16 protein-coding genes are annotated in these 17645 nt (G+C 53.4%); 8 read left to right on the top strand and 8 right to left on the bottom strand.

Annotated elements, in window-relative coordinates; translation table 11 throughout:
• Positions 1-32: 32 nt before the first annotated feature.
• A complete protein-coding gene (locus COO92_RS03880; protein ID WP_101300111.1) occupies positions 33-1673 on the bottom strand; it encodes an inverse autotransporter beta domain-containing protein in 1641 nt (546 codons plus the stop codon).
• A 349-nt stretch (positions 1674-2022) separates the two neighbouring features.
• Here COO92_RS03880 and COO92_RS03890 point away from each other — a divergent pair, with 349 nt between their 5' ends.
• Entirely contained in the window at positions 2023-2655 is a 633-nt protein-coding gene (locus COO92_RS03890) for a LysE family translocator (protein ID WP_101300115.1), read from the top strand.
• Between the two features lie 57 nt (positions 2656-2712).
• Here COO92_RS03890 and COO92_RS22030 read toward each other — a convergent pair whose 3' ends face one another.
• The 3 genes from COO92_RS22030 to COO92_RS03900 form a co-directional block, all read right to left on the bottom strand.
• Positions 2713-2871 (bottom strand): hypothetical protein, encoded by a 159-nt coding sequence (locus tag COO92_RS22030; protein ID WP_165792275.1) that lies wholly within the window; start codon positions 2869-2871, stop codon positions 2713-2715.
• A 1-nt stretch (position 2872) separates the two neighbouring features.
• A complete protein-coding gene (locus COO92_RS03895) occupies positions 2873-4447 on the bottom strand; it encodes an L-lactate permease (RefSeq protein ID WP_101300117.1) in 1575 nt (524 codons plus the stop codon).
• 183 nt (positions 4448-4630) lie between these two features.
• A complete protein-coding gene (locus COO92_RS03900) occupies positions 4631-5650 on the bottom strand; it encodes an LLM class flavin-dependent oxidoreductase (protein ID WP_101300119.1) in 1020 nt (339 codons plus the stop codon).
• Between the two features lie 141 nt (positions 5651-5791).
• On the opposite strand from COO92_RS03900, the gene COO92_RS03905 reads away from it, so the two are divergent.
• A complete protein-coding gene (locus COO92_RS03905) occupies positions 5792-6280 on the top strand; it encodes a P-loop nucleotide/nucleoside kinase family protein (protein ID WP_101300121.1) in 489 nt (162 codons plus the stop codon).
• Between the two features lie 41 nt (positions 6281-6321).
• On the opposite strand, the gene COO92_RS03910 is transcribed toward COO92_RS03905, so the two are convergent.
• The gene (locus COO92_RS03910) at positions 6322-7236 is read right to left on the bottom strand and encodes a LysR family transcriptional regulator (protein ID WP_101300123.1); all 915 of its coding nucleotides are present in this window, start codon (positions 7234-7236) and stop codon (positions 6322-6324) included.
• A 111-nt stretch (positions 7237-7347) separates the two neighbouring features.
• On the opposite strand from COO92_RS03910, the gene COO92_RS03915 reads away from it, so the two are divergent.
• Positions 7348-8709 carry an MFS transporter gene (locus COO92_RS03915; RefSeq protein WP_101300125.1) on the top strand — a complete coding sequence of 454 codons (1362 nt, stop codon included), beginning with the start codon at positions 7348-7350 and terminating at the stop codon, positions 8707-8709.
• A 98-nt stretch (positions 8710-8807) separates the two neighbouring features.
• Here COO92_RS03915 and COO92_RS03920 read toward each other — a convergent pair whose 3' ends face one another.
• Together COO92_RS03920 and COO92_RS03925 are read right to left on the bottom strand one after the other, a co-directional pair.
• Positions 8808-9806, bottom strand: a complete 999-nt coding sequence (locus COO92_RS03920; protein WP_101300126.1) for a cysteine synthase A — start codon at positions 9804-9806, stop codon at positions 8808-8810.
• A 133-nt stretch (positions 9807-9939) separates the two neighbouring features.
• Positions 9940-10599, bottom strand: coding sequence for an NUDIX domain-containing protein (locus COO92_RS03925; RefSeq protein WP_240626318.1), 660 nt, complete (start codon positions 10597-10599; stop codon positions 9940-9942).
• A gap of 265 nt (positions 10600-10864) precedes the next feature.
• Here COO92_RS03925 and COO92_RS03930 point away from each other — a divergent pair, with 265 nt between their 5' ends.
• The 3 genes from COO92_RS03930 to COO92_RS03940 all read left to right on the top strand — a co-directional run bounded on the left by COO92_RS03930 (position 10865) and on the right by COO92_RS03940 (position 14715).
• A complete protein-coding gene (locus COO92_RS03930; RefSeq protein ID WP_101300129.1) occupies positions 10865-12496 on the top strand; it encodes a diguanylate cyclase in 1632 nt (543 codons plus the stop codon).
• A 104-nt stretch (positions 12497-12600) separates the two neighbouring features.
• Positions 12601-13110 carry a GNAT family N-acetyltransferase gene (locus tag COO92_RS03935; protein WP_101300131.1) on the top strand — a complete coding sequence of 170 codons (510 nt, stop codon included), beginning with the start codon at positions 12601-12603 and terminating at the stop codon, positions 13108-13110.
• A 144-nt stretch (positions 13111-13254) separates the two neighbouring features.
• Positions 13255-14715 carry an aminoacyl-histidine dipeptidase gene (locus tag COO92_RS03940; RefSeq protein WP_101300133.1) on the top strand — a complete coding sequence of 487 codons (1461 nt, stop codon included), beginning with the start codon at positions 13255-13257 and terminating at the stop codon, positions 14713-14715.
• 67 nt (positions 14716-14782) lie between these two features.
• On the opposite strand, the gene COO92_RS03945 is transcribed toward COO92_RS03940, so the two are convergent.
• On the bottom strand, positions 14783-16141 hold the full coding sequence (locus COO92_RS03945; RefSeq protein ID WP_101300886.1) for a DnaJ domain-containing protein: 1359 nt from the start codon (positions 16139-16141) through the stop codon (positions 14783-14785).
• A 184-nt stretch (positions 16142-16325) separates the two neighbouring features.
• On the opposite strand from COO92_RS03945, the gene COO92_RS03950 reads away from it, so the two are divergent.
• Together COO92_RS03950 and ykgO are read left to right on the top strand one after the other, a co-directional pair.
• Positions 16326-17357, top strand: a complete 1032-nt coding sequence (locus COO92_RS03950) for a class I SAM-dependent methyltransferase (protein WP_101300135.1) — start codon at positions 16326-16328, stop codon at positions 17355-17357.
• Positions 17358-17505: 148 nt separating this feature from the next.
• On the top strand, positions 17506-17631 hold the full coding sequence (ykgO, locus tag COO92_RS03955; protein ID WP_007090004.1) for a type B 50S ribosomal protein L36: 126 nt from the start codon (positions 17506-17508) through the stop codon (positions 17629-17631).
• The last annotated feature ends 14 nt before the right edge of the window (positions 17632-17645 follow it).

A 17645-nucleotide genomic window follows, 5' to 3' on the forward strand; every position in this document is an offset into this window, starting at 1 on the left:
TACACCATGATCGAACTTATGAGCACCTCATATCAGGGGCATGTTGTGCCGCTTGTCGTGATCGAACCGGTGATTGTGTAGGGACCGTCATTATAGCATCTGGTGATGTTCGATGTGTTACCGGTTCCAGAAAGGTTGTTGATCGTGACGCCGGAAGCAAGGAAGATATAGTCTTGGTCGGTGTCGGGGACTGTGCCGGTCATTGAAACCGTATTGTTGTTTACACTTACATTCGAATTGGTGCCGAGGAATGCAATGAACTGACCATTACCGCCGTTGGCGACGATGGAAACAGTATTGTTGTCAATGGTGACGTTTTGGCTGGCTATGATCTGGAGGCCAGTTGCGGTTGCACCACTTGTTGTTGTAAAAGTGTTGTCACGGATCGTGACATTCTGTTTGCCATCAATTCTGGCGATGGTTAAACTACTTGCCCGGTCGATGCTGGCTGTCACGCCAATCAGGCTGCTGTTATCGGCCATGTTAAAGAAACGACGGGAACCACCAGCACCGCCGTTGCTTCCTTCTCCGGAAATGGAGGCATTCGGGATGCCAATCGTCACAGACCGTCCTGATGGTGTTTTGATATCCAGAGCACCGCCGCCAATGATTGTCTGTCCGTCCTGAACGTCAGTGACGCTGTCGATGTCGGCATAGGCACCACTTAGGACAACCGTTGAATTAGTCCCTGCATTGGCAATAGCGGTTGCAAAATTGGCAGCAGTTGTTGTGTCGCTGTTCAGCAACGTAATCGTTTCGCCGTCGCCCGTTGTCGTGATTTCTTCGGCGGCCGTGAATTGTCCGGCCTGACTGACGATATCGATGTCGCGCATGATTGGATCGGTCATGCGTCGTTCCATCGCGGTCAGGCGTGGTTTTGGGCTATCACCAAAACCTTGCAGCGGAATACGCAACCGGAAACTGGCAAATCCCTGTGTACCGCGCGGATCGTCATGCTGAATTTCAGCGCCGAGTGAAAACCGCGATCCTTCCCACAGAAACGGGACCGCATCAAAGGTCAGGTCAAGTCGCCCACGCGGGCCTTGCACCGTATCAGCGTTCTTTTCTGTAAACCGATACCCACCGGCATAGGCGCGAAGTTGTTGTCCGGCAGTTGCGTCAAACAGCGGAACGCGCCAGCCGATTTCGGCATCAAAGCCGCGAAGGGCGCGTTCTTCGCCCTGGCGGTACATGATCGATGTGCCCGAAAAGTCAACCGTGCTCAGGCTGTCTTCCATATAACTTGTGGTACCGATCGGAACATAGGCATTGGCGCGGAAATCCCAGTCAAGCGACAGGGCCTCGGCCCCGACGGTGACTTGATTGAATTTGTTGCCATATGGGCTGTGGCGGCGGTCAAAATAACCGTAACCGCCGATATTCCATCCCGTATCAAGCATCTGGCGGATCCCAAGGCCAAAATTGCCTTCGTGACTGTTGTTGTCATCCATGCGTGCGCGGATGCTGCCAAAGCTCAGCGTGTCGTCGTCTTGCCAAAGCGGGATGAACAAATCCGTCTCGCCAAGGTTGCGATCTGTTCCAGCTTTGCCTTCAACATCAATATGCGGCCCCCATTTATTGGCGGCGCGTGAGGTTTCAGCATGGGCGCCAGAGGCTGCCAGCATTGTGGAGCCGAACAACAATCCAATCAGGGTGGTCTTTTTCATACGCATTACAAAATCTGGTCAGCAGGCATCATTGCGCAGCAGCAATATGCCGCGGCACTGTGATACATCAGGGGTCTAAACGCGTGGGAATTACAGGGTCCCGCTCATGCATGACTGTTTGTCATGTCTCTGTTTTCTTGCGGTAAAGTTACCGGCAAAGATCGTTGCGAACCACTGGTATTCTTTATCATTTTCGCAAGAGTTATCATTTTCCGTCAACGCGTTTTGGATGTGGTGTTTGGCGTTGATGATAAATGTCATGGTGACAATTACCTGCTTGTTGGTCGGGGAAATAGATTTATAGTTTTGGGAAAGGTGCTTCTTACGGTGCCTGCCAGCCTCAAAGGAGTGCCCCATGGATTGGACACAGTTTTTAAGTTTTGCGCTTGTGACGTCGCTTTTGGTGATGTCGCCCGGCCCGAATGGCGTTTTGATTGCGCGCACCGTGCCGACATCTGGTCGGGCAGCCGGGGTTGCCAATGTGGCGGGTTTCGTTACGGCCTTTTACCTGCATGGTGCGCTGTCGATCCTGGGTATTTCGGTCATTCTGGTGCAATCGGCACAGGCGTTTATGATCGTCAAGCTGCTGGGTGCGGCCTATTTGTGCTGGGTCGGGTTTAAGGCACTGCGCGATGCGTGGCGCGGTGTTGCCAAGGTAACGGACGTCTCACCGGCAAAGCGTCGCCGGACCTTGATTACGGCCTATGGCGAGGGATTTTTGACCAATGCGCTCAACCCGAAAGTGTCGATTTTTTATCTGGCAGCTTTCCCGCAATTCATTCCGGTCGGTGAGGGCGCCATTGGATCGGCCTTCATGCTGGTCTGCGTGCATGCCATGATCAACGCGGTCTGGTTCGGGGCGATTATTATGCTGTTGGCGCGCCTGACACGTTATGCCGGAAGTGGGCGGTTTCAGCGGGTGTTAAAGGCGACCACCGGGGCGGTTTTCATTGCCTTTGGCATTAAGCTGGCAACGTTCCGGCCCTGAACGCATTTTAATTCGGATAATCGGTCGCACCCGTCGGGATGATTGCCCGACGGGTTTTTATTTGCGCAGAACAATCAACGCCATGATGACCGCAAACAGTCCAAGCAGGATGTCGGCTGCTGTGGTGTTTTGGGCGATCACCGCTTCAAATGCGGCGACCGGCAGGATCAGGGATGCCAGAAACAAAAAGACCGGATTGAACAGTTTATTTTTCATGTCAAATACCCCCTGAGTGCATCGAAATGAGCAACATGCCCAGCGCCATTACCCCGCACAGCAACGTCAGGATGACACCGGTTTTTAACACAACCGACAACACCGGGCCTTCCTTGCCCGAAAGCCCCACGGTCGAGCAACCAACAAGGATTTTGGATGGGGCCAGCATGCTGCCAAGCGACGCGCCCGCCGCCTGTGCCGCCAACACAAGTGATGTGGAAATACCGGCAAGTTCGGCGGTGTGACGCTGGAACATGCCAAAAACCACGTTGGAATTGTTTGTACTGCCGGTCATAAACGCACCCAGCGCACCAATGGCCGGTGAAATCACCGGATAGGCGACCGAAAAGGCCCCGGAAAACAGTGCTGCACCGCCCTCGGCCAAGGCATAAGTCATGCCAGCATGGTCCATAATAATTGCAAGCCCAATCACCGGGACCATGCCAATGCTGGTCGGAAGGCCGCTTTTAAGGGTGCGTTGCCAGATACGTTTGCCAATGCCGTCATCATAGTGACCGCGCATTTTAAAGAAGGCGAAGCTGATGGCCGATGTGTAAAGAAGCAACGCCCCGGGATGGCCGAAAATGGCAATTGCCTTGGCACTTTCCGGGTTGATCAGCCAGCCAAGCGAGGTGCTGGTGGCCGGGAAATTAAGGGTAAAGCGGATATGGCCAAGGAACGCCTCAACCGCTGGGATAAAGGTCGCACAACCGACCAACACAATAAACACAAGATAGGGTGTCAGCGCTTCAAGAAGCGGCATGTGTTGATGGTCGTCTTCGACTTGTTCGGCAATGTCATCGGGATGGGGTTTCCAGAACCGGGTGACAAGGATCGACATTGCAAGCCCGGCAATCCCGGCGGTCAAGCCGCCCAGCGTCCAGACCCCGTAATTGGCCATAACATATTGTGCAATTCCCATGGTGCCGGAAATGAGTACCAGCGGCACGATCCGGCGGCGAATGGTGCGAAACCCGCCATCCAGCCACAAAACAGCAGCGCCGCACATCATTCCCGACAGCCCCAAAAGAATGGCGGCGTCATGGGTAAGCTCGGTCCCGGGAATGCCCGTCACACCAATAAGGGCTTCGAATGAGGTGGCCATATTGCCAAACAGCACCGACCAACTGTGCCCGATCATCGGGGCGGCGACGGCAAGAACCGGCGAAAAACCCATGCCGAGCAAAAGCGGGGCGACCACGGCAATTGGCACGCCAAAGCCCGCAACCCCTTGCAGAAAGCTTGCAAACACATAACCAAGGATCAGCAATTGAAGTGGGCGGTCATCAGTTAGGGACCGGATCGCACGGCCAATGGTCTTAATCGCGCCTGCTTCGTCAGCGGCGAAATACAGGATGAGTGCGGCCCAGACGATATAAAGGATATAAAGGGCCAGCATCACGCCCTTGGCCTGGGCAATGATCAGCATGTCGGTTGGGGCGCCGAAATAGAAAACGGCAATCAGGGCAGTAACAAACCATGCCGCAGCACCGGCACGCGCAGCCCCCCAATTGGCCTTGATCATTAAAAAAAGGATCGTCGCAATCGGCGTTGCCGCGAGGAGAAACTCAGTCATAGGGAGCGCACCATAACCTTTTGAAACAAGGGTATTGTCGTCACGATTGCGACGGTGCGCGCATAGTGTCCGAGCGCGGATATAAGTGCAAGCTGTGATGAATTGTATTTCGTATGATGAAATGCAAATACCGGGTTCACGAAGCACCCGGTATTCGCATTTTTTGATCGGTTATTCGGTGTGTTAGGCGCAGTCTTGTTTGGTTTTTTCCGTGCCGAGCTCATTGAACAGGTCAGCGGCAATGCCAAACGATTTCAGGCGGGCTTCCTGATCATAAATATTGGCTGTGACCATGACTTCATCGACATTTGTCATATAAATGAATTCGCGCAGTTTTTTGCGCACGGTGTCACGTCCACCGATGGCGGCATAGCGCATGGCGTGATCAACCCCGGCTTTTTCGACCCGGTTCCAGATTTCACTCATATTCTTAACTGGTTTGGGCAGTTGACCCGGTGTGCCGCGACGCAAGTTCAGGAACTGTTGCTGCATCGAGGTCGCCAAATATTCACCTTCTTCGTCACTATCCGCAGCAAAGAAACCCATGGCGGCAACCGCATAGGGTTTATCGAGCTGTTCACTTGGTTCAAACCGGTGACGATAGAGCGACAGCGCATCCATCAGCATGTCCGGGGCAAAATGCGATGCAAAGGCAAACGGCAGGCCAAGGCGTGCCGCAAGGTCGGCTGAAAACAAGCTGCTGCCTAAAAGCCACATCGGAACTTGCGATCCATAACCCGGAACTGCGCGGATCGGCGGATTGCCTTCAAGCGGGGCCAGAAATGCCTGAACCTGAAGCACGTCCTGAATAAAGCGGTCTTCGGACCCGTGCATATCACGGCGAAGGGCTGCGGCGGTCCGTTGGTCGGTTCCCGGTGCGCGCCCGATGCCAAGGTCAATGCGCCCGGGGTGTAATGCGTCAAGCGTGCCGAATTGTTCGGCAATCACAAGCGGCGCATGGTTTGGCAACATTACGCCGCCCGATCCAACGCGAATGGTTTTCGTGCCCGCTGCCACATGGGCGATCACGACCGACGTTGCCGCACTTGCAATGCCGGGCATGTTGTGATGTTCGGCCAGCCAGTAGCGGTGATAGCCGAGTTTTTCGGCATGTTGGGCAAGTGTGAGCGTATTGCGCAATGCATCACTGGGATGTTCACCGGCATTGACCGGGCATAGATCAAGGAGAGAATATCGTACCATTCGACAGACTTTCAGTTTGGCGCAGGCCGTTAGATGCAGGCGCGCCTGATTTCGACGTTGGTGTTAATCTAGCCTGAAATCGCAAGCTTGCCAGTACCAAGAGACAATGAACATGATGGAACAGAACAAAAGAGATCGGAAATGTTGATCATTCTTGGTGGTTTACCCGGTGTCGGCAAGACGTCTGTGGCGCGAATTGCCGCGCGTGCCCTCGGGGCAATTCATTTGCGGATTGATACAATCGAACAGGCGGTTCTTGATGCCAATGTGCCACCAGATGACGATATAGGTCCGGTTGGCTATATGGTGGCAAACCGGCTTGCGACGGATAACTTGCGGCTGGGCCATATGGTGATTGGCGATGCCGTCAATCCGATTGAAATAAGCCGTTCTGAATGGCGGCGTGCTGCTGAACGTGCCGAAGCGCGATATATTCAGGTTGAGTTGATTTGCTCGGACAAGGCGGCCCATCGGCAACGGGTTGAAACACGGATCAGCGACATTGAAAACCATAAGCTGCCAGACTGGGCGAAGGTTTGCGCGCGTGAGTACGAACCATGGCAACAGGTCGATCTGGTGATTGATACAGCACACATGTCACTTGAAGAAGCGGCAGGGGAAACTTGTTAAATTTGTTCAAGGTCAAGATTCAATATATTGATTTTAAAGTGTCATTTTTGAATTTCGCTAGGTGTTGTATCGCTATGAGCGGCCAGCGTACGGCTGACAAAATTGCGAAGTGCGATTGAAATGTCATTGCCGCGATAGGCCAGCGACAGTTCGGCGATTGGCACATCGCCCTTTATTTCGCGGTAGACAACCCCATTGGCCTGAAGCTGGGTCATCGGTTTGGGGACAAGCGAAAAGCCAAGTTCAGCGGCAACAAAATTGATCACCGAGCCAAGCTGAGGTGCGGATTGCCCCAGTTGCGGTTCAAACCCGGCCACGCGACAGGCGGTGACGACTTTGTCAAAATGGGTGGGACCAACCGCGCGCGGCGTCAGGATCAGGGCGTCATCGCGCAGTTCGGTCAGGGCAACCTTGCCGCCTTGGGCCGCAGGATGTCCAGCGGGCAGGACCAGCACCATCGGTTCGGCCGAGATCACATGCAGGCGAATACCGTCACCGGCAACGACATCCTGACGCAAGAAAACCGCATCAAGACGTTCGTCCTTTAATCCTGTGACAAGCTGTGCCGAGTTGGCTTCTTCAAGTGTCATGTCAACGCCGGGAAAGGCACGGCGGAAGTCGCGAAAAATGCGCGGGACCGATGGGCTGAAGGCGGCCGATGCGGTGAAGCCAACCCGAATGGAGCCGACTTCGCCGCGCCCGGCACGTTGGGCCGCACGAATGGCCCGTTCAGCCAGATCGGGGAACTGTACGACGATGTCCAAAAAGGCAGATCCGGCCTCGGTCAGTTCCGCACCATGGGGGACACGGTGAAACAGCGGTGTTCCGATTTCGGTTTCAAGATCACGGATTTGCTGGCTGAGTGGCGGCTGACCAATGCCGATCTTGGCTGCTGCACGGGTGAAGTTTCCTTCGCGGGCGACGGCCAGAAAATAGCGGATATGACGCAGTTCCATGATTGGTATATCCAAAACATATCAAAATTGACTGTATCATATATTGGACGGATGGCAGGCGAAGTGCAACCATAAGAACCGTTCCACGAATAGTTCCAAACGAGGCCATAAATGCCTGCATATCGGGAAAAATCCCCGGCTGCACCATCTGATCGCGATGCTGATGCCGCTACATCACAGAAAAGCACGTCGCCCCAACGTGTTGATGACCCACTCGCGTCCACCAACGCCCAAACGACCACTGAACCGGTCTGGATTAAACCCGGTTCAGCGGCGTTTCGCCGTATTAGCATCGCACTTTTTCTGGCCGGTTATGCGACATTCTCGCTGATTTACTGTGTACAGCCATTGTTGCCCGAACTTGCGCGCCATTTTGCGGTCGGGCCAGCCGAAAGCTCGCTCGCCCTTTCTTTGACGACTGGTTTTCTGGCCTTTGCCATTTTGCTGGCCGGTGCCGTATCGGAGGCGACAGGGCGCAAGAAATTGATGCTCGTGTCGATGTGTGTGGCGTCGGTTTTGAACCTGATTGCGCCATTGCTTTCGGACTGGCATGCCTTTTTGGTGGTGCGCGCCCTTGAAGGATTGATGTTGGGCGGGGTGCCGGCGGTTGCCATGGCCTATCTGGCCGAAGAAATAGACCCTAAAGCTCTTGGCATGGCGATGGGAATTTATATCAGCGGGACGGCGATTGGCGGGCTGAGTGGCCGTGTCGTGATCGGCTTCCTGACCGATCTTTTTGGCTGGCATATCGCATTGGGGGCGATGGGCGCACTTGGCCTTGTCGCGGCCCTTGGATTTGCGGTTTTGTTGCCAGCATCGCGCAACTTTGTCCGACACCCGGGATTTCAGATCAGATATCATCTGCGGGCTTGGGCTGGGCATTTAACCCATGCGGGATTGCCGTTTGTGTTTCTGATCGGCGCGTTTGCTATGGGCTGTTTCGTGACAATCTTTAACTATGTTGGGTTCCGTCTTTCAGATGCGCCCTATGGGCTGAGCCAAAGTCAGATCGGCCTGATCTTTGTTGTCTATCTGTGTGGTTCGGTAACGTCCTCGATTGCCGGGGCTTTGTCGGACAAGCTTGGTCGGGGGCCTGTGTTGGTTGTGGGGGTTCTTTTGGCCGGTGTTGGTGTGGCGATGACCATGCTGGAAAGCTTGCTTGGTGTGATTGGCGGCATTGTTGTTCTGACCAGTGGATTTTTTGTTGCCCACTCAATCGCCAGCGGTTGGGTCGGACGTCTTGCCGAGACGTCCAAGGGCCACGCATCATCGTTGTACTTGCTGGCCTATTATCTGGGATCAAGCATCATGGGGTCGGTTGGTGGCTGGTTCTGGGCGCATGGCGGCTGGAATGCGGTGACTGGATTTGCCGGAATGCTTCTGGTTTGTGCGCTGTTATGTGGTCTGTATCTTTGGCGGTTGGCAACGCAGGCCGCCCAGCGCGCGGAGGGTAATTTAGTTGAGGCGGCGTAGGCATGGGTGAGGGAGCACATACCTCAGGACCTAAAACAAAACCCCCGGCCATTTCTGGTCGGGGGTTTTGCTGTTTCGGGTGCTGTTTTCGGCTTGGCCTAGAGCCAGCTTGGGCTCGGCAGACCTTTTTCTTTGAGGAATTCCGGGTTCCAAAGCTTGCTTTGATAGCGCGTGCCAAGGTCACACAGAATGGTGACGATGGTTTTGCCCGGTCCGAGTTCACGGGCGAGGCGCACGGCACCGGCAATGTTGATCCCGGTGGAACCGCCCATGCACAGACCTTCTTCTTTCAAAAGGTCAAAGACGATTGGCAGCATTTCTTCATCAGAAATCTGGAACGGGTGATCGATCTCGATGCCTTCGAGGTTGGCGGTAATACGCCCCTGACCAATACCTTCTGAGATCGAGCTTCCTTCGGATTTCAACTCGCCAAATTTATAGTGGCTGTAAAGGGCTGCCCCCATCGGATCGGCAAGACCGATCTGGATCTCCTTGTTGCGTTCTTTAAGCGCCAGCGACACACCGGCAAGCGTACCACCGGTGCCAACAGCACAAATAAAGCCATCGACTTTGCCATCGGTCTGTTCCCAGATTTCGGGTGCCGTGGTGTCAATATGGCCCTGACGGTTGGCGATATTGTCAAACTGGTTGGCCCAGATCGCGCCATTGGGCTCAGACTGTGCCAGTTCTTCGGCCAAACGGCGCGACACATGAACATAGTTGTTCTGATCGCGGTACGGCACGGCCGGGACTTCGCGCAAATCCGCCCCCAAAAGACGCAGCAGGTCCTTCTTTTCCTGGCTTTGGGTTTCCGGGATAACGATGACAGTGCGATAACCAAGCGCATTGCCGACAACAGCAAGACCGATACCAGTATTGCCAGCCGTTCCTTCGACAATGACGCCGCCCGGCTTTAAAAGGCCGCGTGCTTCGGCGTCGCGAATGATGGCAAGGGCGGCGCGATCTTTCACCGATCCGCCCGGATTGGCATATTCTGCCTTGCCCAGAATGGTGCAGCCCGTCAGCTCGGAAACTTTTTTAAGCTTCACAAGTGGGGTGCGGCCAATGGCGTCAATGGTGCCATTGCGAATGTCCATGACAGACTCCCAACGTGGTTAGGTTTAAAATGTGATTACCCGTTGATTGGGTCTTTTATACACAAAAGTCAAGATGGTTTGAAAATTATCACGTTTATTTTGTGTTAAATGTCAATTGAGCGCAAAGTCTATATTATGGGCGCAATGCGCTGGTTTCCTTGCGGATGCGGTCGCGGTTGAGCATAAGCCACTGTACTGCAATTGTCGCCGTTGCATTGCAGAGTTGCCCGTTTTGCAACATGGCAAAGCATTCCTCGGCCGATACTTTGTAAACGCGGATGTCTTCGCCTTCGTCAACAACGCCGTGAATGCCACCTATGTTCGTGCTGTCCACGCGACCATAATACAGGGTGACGGTTTCGCTTGAGCAGCCCGGTGTGACATAGTAGCGCGATATATATTCCAGATCGCCAATGATGGTGCAGCCGGATTCTTCCAAGGTTTCGCGATGCGCAACGTCTTGCGGTTTTTCACCATCTTCGATGATGCCTGCGACAATTTCATTTAGCCACAGTGGCATGTCGGGATAGGTTTTTTGAACCGATATCGCGCCCGGTCGGAACTGCTCGATCAAAACGACTTCATCACGCACCGGATCATAGGGCAGGACGGCAACCGCATGTCCGCGCTCAAGCACTTCACGATCAAGAATAGCACTTTTGCCACCTTCAAAGGTGTCGTGGCGCAGGCGATACACATCAAGCTTGAAATACCCGTTCCAGCCGCGGCTGTGTTCGATAATCTCGTAGTTTTTCGGGGACATGTAATCCGTTTCCATAGTCGTTTCGAGCATGTGCAATGAGCATATTTGTAGGGTGTTTAGGAGGCAATACTCAGCCTAAAGTATTTATTATCCATTTGTATGGTAGCTCTAGACTCCTGTTTATTCAGGCGATATCACATTAAGGGTGATACAGGCGTTTGAGTGGCAGGCAGGGTATCGGATTGTTTTAATGATCTCTAATATAGTGTAGGCTAAGAGGCCAATTAGGCGCAGTGATTGACGCATATCGATCCCTGCAGAAAATGGTCCGGATTCCGGGGGATGCAGGACGTTGATGCGGTTCGAACCAACAGAGATCGCACGTCTGTATGGGCGTTCACGCGTAGGGGTTGTTGTCCATAAGGACCTTCAGGCCGTGTACGTCAACGATGCCTATGCCAAGATGCTTGGCCGTCGGGACGTCAAGGATTTCATGACCGCACCCGACATGCGCCAATATATCCCGCCCAGTTTTCACCATGAAGCCACCAAACTTTCCGAAAACTATCAAAGCAGCACTGGCTTTCACGGCTGGAAGAAGGTCTATAACATTCGGGCTGATGGGTCGCCTGTGTGGATGGAAATCAGCGATGAAACCGTTGAGTGGGAAGATGGCAGTGCTGTTCTGACCACCGCACAGATGATTGATAATGGCACAACCGCCATGCAGGTCGATCACATGCTTGGCCGGTCTTTCATCGGCGTGATGGTTCATCGCAATATGACCGCACTTTATGTGAACGATTCCTTTGCACACCTTATGGGCGCGAAAAATGCCAGCAGTTTTATGGAACAGCCCAACGTCCTGCGGTTTATCCCTAAGGAACATCAATCCAGAGCCATTAAGCATGTTGCCGATATTCTGAGTGGGGACCGCACGGGTGATCGTCATCGGGTGGAGGATGTTCTTGATGATGGAACATCGGTTTGGCGTGATCTGACAGATGAGCGCATTTTATGGCATGACGGAAAACCAGCGGTTTTAACAACCGCACATGATGTCCGTGATGAAGTCGAAATGCATGACGAATTGGTGCGTGCCAAGTCCGGACTTGAGGCCGCCGTCACCGAAGTCATCCGTATGGTGCCTTCGGCCGTGGCGATGCTTGATAGCAAGCTTGATGTCATTCATTACAATTATGAATTTTCCCGCCTGTTTGGCGCTGACGGAACGGCAGAAGACGCCGAACCATCATTTGAAATTACGGCGTTGCGCGATTGTTATGAACGTTTAAAGGCCGTTGGGCATGGGCACGCGACGATTGATGAAATGCAAACACCGTCCGGGCGTATGGCGGATATTCGCATGAATATGATGGAGGGCGGTGGTGTGATGGTTTCGGCCACTGACATCACCGATCATAAGCGTAAGGAAGAGTTCCTTGATACGCTGGCATCGACCGATCCGCTTACCCGGGCGCTTAACCGGCGCGGCTTTGAAAGTGCGGTCAGTCGGTTGCGTGAAATCCGGCATCTTAAAGATAAAAGCTGGCTGTTTGGCTTGATCGTTCTTGATCTTGATTACTTTAAACAGACCAACGATACCTATGGCCATTCTGTTGGTGACCGTCTGCTTGAAAAAGTTGCTCAGGTTTTGCGCCAGGCATTGCGTGATGATGACCTTGTCGTGCGCTTGGGGGGCGAAGAATTCGCCGTTCTGTTGCCATCGGCGACAGCTGCGGTAACCAAACGCATTGCAGAACGTTTGGCCAGCATGATCCGAGAAATCGAAGTGGCCGTCGACAAGGACGGCAGTACGGTCGCAAAAATCACGGCAAGTTTCGGCGCAACCGTTGGCGGTGAAGGACGGCAAAAGTTTGTTGAGCTTGCCGATGCGATGCGGGTTGCGGATCGCGCCATGTATGAAGCCAAAGAAGCCGGTCGTGATCAAATCAAGTTCAAAACGCTTGATGAGATAGACGATTAGGGGCAGCGGTGTTTAATGCCCGGTTCTTAAATTCACACTTCCCGAAAATCGAATTTCTCCTATTCTGTTGCATGCCATAGCCATGTGAAGCAGGAGGGTTGCCAATGAATATTCGCGCCATGACACCCGACGATGGATCCGCCGTTGTTGATGTCTATCACCGCGGATTACAGTCCGGGCATGCGTCGTTTCAGGAAAATGCAGGTACATGGTCTGATTGGGATCAGGGGCATCTTGATGCCTGTCGATTGGTGGCCTGTGATGGGAACGGACGTATTTGCGGCTGGGCGGGGCTTTCGGGTGTTTCCGGGCGATGTGTCTATCAAGGGGTTGGCGAAATATCGGTTTATGTTGACCCGGCCAGCCAAGGACGGGGCATTGGCAACATGTTGCTGGCGTCTCTGATCGCGCAGAGTGAACAGAATGGATTTTGGTCGTTGGAAGCCGGAATTTTTCCAGAAAACCAAGCCAGCATCGCGCTTCACCAAAAACACGGATTTGATATTGTCGGGCGCAAGCGTGGCTTGGGCCGGATGAACTATGGGCCAATGGCAGGCCAGTGGCGCGATGTTATGGTGTTGCAACGGCGCAGTGAAATCGTTGGTATTGAATAACTTGCGGACTTTGAGATGGTGCTAAGCAGGGCAAAATTGCGCAGAAACCCTTACATGCGCTTTAAATTCAGCCGTGAATGAGGTAATCAACTGATCGAACCCGCGAAAACTCACAAACGAAGACTTTAACAGGAGAGCGCCGCCGTGAACGAGATCAGCAAAATTGCCCCGGTCGCGATTTGGGAGAATTTCCAGAAACTCTGCGATACCCCGCGTCCATCGACCAAGGAAGAAGCTGTGTTGCAGCTTTTGGAAAAAATGGCCGATGCCAAAGGGTTCGCACACTTCCGCGATAGCGGCAGCAACCTTGTCATTACGGTTCCCGCCAAGCCGGGCTATGAAGACCGTAAAATGGTCATTTTACAGGCCCATGTCGACATGGTGACGCAGGCCAATTCCGGTTCGAGCCATAATTTTGATACCGACCCGATCCGCATGGTGATGAACGGCGAATGGATCACGGCCGACAACACCACGCTTGGTGCGGACAACGGTATTGGTGCCGCGGCCATGATGGGCTTTATGACCGAAGATGGTCTGGAGCACGGTCCGCTGGAGCTTCTGTTCACAGTTGACGAGGAACGCGGCCTGACCGGCGCGATGAACCTTGAACCGGGGCGTCTTAAAGGCGACATTCTGCTGAACCTTGATACCGAAGACGAGTATGAGCTGTGTGTCGGCTGTGCTGGCGGTGGCGATCTTGTCGCGACCTTTAATTATGCGCCAGTTGCCGTGGATGCCGGGTTTGTTGCCCGTGATATCGCGCTGACCGGTCTTAAGGGCGGCCATTCGGGCATCGACATTATTCTTGGTCTTGGCAATGCCAACAAACTGATGGCGCGTTTCCTGCGCACCGCAATCCGCGACCTTGGTGCGCAGATTGTCACCATTAATGCCGGAACAGCCCGCAATGCCATTCCGCGTGAATCTTTTGCATCGGTTGTTTTGCCAGCTGATCAGGCTTCTGCTTTCAACACCACACTGGCAGCCTTTGGTGCCGCCGTGAAAGACGAGATTGGCGCAATCGAGCCAAACTTCAACATTGCCGCCAAGGATGCTGATCTTCCTTCAACCGCAATGAGCGCGTCTGACTCGCAAAAATTCAACAATGCTTGTGTCGGTGCACCAAATGGTGTTCAGGCCATGAGCACAAGTGTTGAAGGAGTTGTTGAAACCTCGATCAATCTTGCGATCATTAAACTGGCAAATGGCAAGGCCGATGTGACCCTGTCGGCACGAAGCTCAATCAACTCGGCGCGTGATTCGATCCGCGAAGCCGCAACCGCTGTTTTTGAAAATATCGGTGCAACCGTTACATGGGGTGATGCTTATCCCGGGTGGAAACCGGACGCGGATAGCGAAGCTGTTAAAATGATGATGGCTGTTCATCGCGACATGTTTGGCAAAGATCCGGAAATTCGGGTGATCCATGCGGGTCTTGAGTGCGGGGTTCTGGGATCGAAATATCCGCATTGGGACATGGTATCATTTGGGCCAACGATTAAACGCGCGCACAGCCCGGATGAATGTGTACATGTGCCAAGTGTGACGCGCTTCTGGGATTATCTTTTGGCCGCATTGAAGTCTATTCCGGCCAAGGCTTAACCGTCTTTGTAATGAGAAAAGACCTGCAGATTAGAAGTCTGTTGCTGCGACTGACTGCCTTTGGTGGTCAGTCGCAGCTGTTTTTACGGCACCATGTATCGCGCGCATCTGCCCCATTACCTGGGACAAGTGCATCAAGATTGACAAAGCCGGTTTCACCGATTGATGTGTCGATCTCAACCCAGATGCCTTTGCTGTCGCCGGAAATATAAACCGTTTCAAACCGCGCCAGCCGTCGAATGATCGTGTTGGTCACGCCCGCACCGTTGCGCATGTTGAGTAAATCACGGTCGACATAATATGGATCGCGGTCTTCGCCGATCATCTGTTCGACTTGGCGGGTGATCTGGCTGCCTTTTTCAGCGACCATGGCAGGCAGATCACGGGTCAGGAACCCTTGGCCGGGGCCAAAGGCGATCAGCAGGGCAAATATCACGACGAAAACCGGACTGAGATGGAGCAGGGCAACCATCATGCCCACCCGTTGCCATTCATCGCGCACCCGTCTGGCGGGTTGACCATCTTCGAGGCGGCGAATGCTGGTGCGAATTTGTTCGGCAAGGGCCGAGCGGTTTGTGCCGATGAAATCACGTGCCTGAAGCAAAACCGCGCACGCCAGTGGTCGGTTACCGGATTTTTCAAAGGCGGTGGCTTGGGTGAAAAGAAGCTTTGCATTGCCTTCGGCCGGGAACGTGCCGCCGCGCATGTTGCCAAGGATCGCACGCCATGCCGGGATAAAACTGCGCCAGCCCCAGAACCCCCGCAGCCATGTCTTAAAACTTGCTTTTAGCGCCATCCGCCGAGCCCCTTTGGGGGCAAGGTAGGCTGAGACGACTTCCGTACGGACAGAATTGAAAAAGCCACGCACGATTTTGAATTCGACGAGACGCGGCTGTGCCGATACGACGCCGGTGACGGCGCACTGGATAAATCCCGCGGCGTTGCTGTCGGGTCTTTTGGCTTTGTGGCGGCGTGCGCCGGGGTGAATGTTGCTTTTGCGTCCGCTGGCTTTGGCCTGTTGTTCGCGGTAGGCCTGATTGGCGCGTGCGACTTTGTCATCCTTGCCGGGATTGGCTTGTTGTTCTTTGCGGCCGGATCCGGCAAATCCTTGACGGGTTTTGTTGGCATTGCGTGCGCCTGCAGCATCTGGGCCATAGGCCGAGGATGTTGATGATTTGGTTTGCCCGCTTTGAGCCGCCGAGCCGTTTTTAGGGTTATTGGCCTGTGCGGGGGCTTTGCGTTCACCGGTCAGGATTTCATAGGCCTCAGTGATGTCTTTGAATTTTTCTTCCGAATCCGCGTCAGTGTTGCGATCAGGATGGAATTCAAAGGCCAGTTTGCGATAGGCAAGCTTGATTTCCTTCGCACTGGCACCAGGCGCAATGTTCAGCATGCGGTAATATATGCTCAGGCGATCCTGATTCATGGTGAAAGAAAATTCCTGTCCTGCATGGGTTCCCGGCATGGGGAAGTTATTTGATGGCCATTTTGACAATGGCTTTTACGCCACAATCATATGATTGAAATCTTAACACGTTGTCACTTTTGACGAATTGCCATATTTTGCAAGAATCAAGTTTAAACACGTCCGGAACAAGCAGGTAGCAACATTGAAGCTGAAGTTTTGGCAACGCAATGTCGATGATGACGACGATTTGTCCGAAGACGACAACGCGTCCGAGTTCCAGATGCCACCGGGTCATCACCTTAGCTTTGGTATCCGCATGCGGGCCAAGTGGGAAGGGTATGACGATCCGGTTGAATACTATCTGCTTCAGCTTGAAATAGATGCCTATGCCGATTGGCTGCGCAAAATGCGGGTATTCCTTGCCCGTCCTGTCGAGCCGGAACTGGGCGAACTTGACCTTGACGACGAAATCGGGCGCTGGCCGCCTGAGCGTATCAGGCTGTATGATAAGTTGTTTGATCACGGGATCATGATCCCGGGGGGACATGAATACGCGCTCGAACTGGCCAAGCCGCTGGCACTTGATGAGACGTTAAGTTGTCTGGAAATTGGGGCGAAGCTTGGCGGGGTGGCACGTATTCTGGCAGATCGGCTGGGGGTTTGGGTCACGGCGTATGAGCAGGACGGCGAATTGGCGCTCCTTGGTATGGAACGCTCAGTTCAGTCGGGTGTTCAGAAAAAAGTTCCCGTTCAGGTGTTCGATCCGCGTGCCCCGGAATTGCGCAAAGCGTATTTCAACGTTGTCTATTCCTATGGGGAGTTGTTCAAAATCCCGGAAAAGGACGCATTTCTTCCTGCGATTGCGGATACCTTGCGTGACCACGGACAGATATTGCTGACCGATTACGTGCTGACCCGTGATCTCGACGAGGCAGAGCTTGGAAAATGGGCCAAGTTGGAAGGCGAGGAGCTGTTTCCATGGACGGCACAGGAATACAAAGAAAAATTAGGCGCACTTAAATTTGACATCCGTATTGCCAAAGATGAGTCGGAAACGCATCTGGCTCATATAAAAATGGCGTGGATGACCTTGTTGTCGGACATCCAAAAGAGCGGTTTAGACCCTGATGTGATGGATTATATGGTTTCTGAGATGGAAATGTGGATGAATCGCGTAAAAATGCTTGAAAATGGGTCGCTAGCCTTTTATCGGTTCTACGCAACGATCAGGTGATCGGTAAGGTTTTAGATTGCTGCTGGCGCTTTTATAGGGATTTGTCCCGATTTCTGTCGCCGCAACCTGTTTTAGGTGTTGACAGGGGCAAGTCCTACTTCTATTTTCCGGCTTCCTCGAAGGGGCCAAGTTTCTAAGGTTTAAGATTATGAAGATCCGGAACTCATTGAAATCCGCTAAGCTGCGGGAAAAGGGCTGCCGTATCGTGCGCCGCCGTGGCCGCGTATACGTGATCAATAAAAAGAACCCGCGTTTCAAGGCGCGTCAGGGTTAATTCCCGGCATCTTG

This window comes from Thalassospira lohafexi (genome assembly GCF_002844275.1).
Lineage (GTDB): Bacteria > Pseudomonadota > Alphaproteobacteria > Rhodospirillales > Thalassospiraceae > Thalassospira > Thalassospira lohafexi.

Excerpts from the sequence above, each read along its gene's own strand:
- COO92_RS03880 (WP_101300111.1), bottom strand. The coding sequence starts at position 1,673 with ATGCGTATGAAAAAGACCACCCTGATTGGATTGTTGTTCGGCTCCACA.
- COO92_RS03890 (WP_101300115.1), top strand. The coding sequence starts at position 2,023 with ATGGATTGGACACAGTTTTTAAGTTTTGCGCTTGTGACGTCGCTTTTG.
- COO92_RS22030 (WP_165792275.1), bottom strand. The coding sequence starts at position 2,871 with ATGAAAAATAAACTGTTCAATCCGGTCTTTTTGTTTCTGGCATCCCTG.
- COO92_RS03895 (WP_101300117.1), bottom strand. The coding sequence starts at position 4,447 with ATGACTGAGTTTCTCCTCGCGGCAACGCCGATTGCGACGATCCTTTTT.
- COO92_RS03900 (WP_101300119.1), bottom strand. The coding sequence starts at position 5,650 with ATGGTACGATATTCTCTCCTTGATCTATGCCCGGTCAATGCCGGTGAA.
- COO92_RS03905 (WP_101300121.1), top strand. The coding sequence starts at position 5,792 with ATGTTGATCATTCTTGGTGGTTTACCCGGTGTCGGCAAGACGTCTGTG.
- COO92_RS03910 (WP_101300123.1), bottom strand. The coding sequence starts at position 7,236 with ATGGAACTGCGTCATATCCGCTATTTTCTGGCCGTCGCCCGCGAAGGA.
- COO92_RS03915 (WP_101300125.1), top strand. The coding sequence starts at position 7,348 with ATGCCTGCATATCGGGAAAAATCCCCGGCTGCACCATCTGATCGCGAT.
- COO92_RS03920 (WP_101300126.1), bottom strand. The coding sequence starts at position 9,806 with ATGGACATTCGCAATGGCACCATTGACGCCATTGGCCGCACCCCACTT.
- COO92_RS03925 (WP_240626318.1), bottom strand. The coding sequence starts at position 10,599 with ATGCTCGAAACGACTATGGAAACGGATTACATGTCCCCGAAAAACTAC.
- COO92_RS03930 (WP_101300129.1), top strand. The coding sequence starts at position 10,865 with ATGCGGTTCGAACCAACAGAGATCGCACGTCTGTATGGGCGTTCACGC.
- COO92_RS03935 (WP_101300131.1), top strand. The coding sequence starts at position 12,601 with ATGAATATTCGCGCCATGACACCCGACGATGGATCCGCCGTTGTTGAT.
- COO92_RS03945 (WP_101300886.1), bottom strand. The coding sequence starts at position 16,141 with ATGAATCAGGATCGCCTGAGCATATATTACCGCATGCTGAACATTGCG.
- ykgO (WP_007090004.1), top strand. The coding sequence starts at position 17,506 with ATGAAGATCCGGAACTCATTGAAATCCGCTAAGCTGCGGGAAAAGGGC.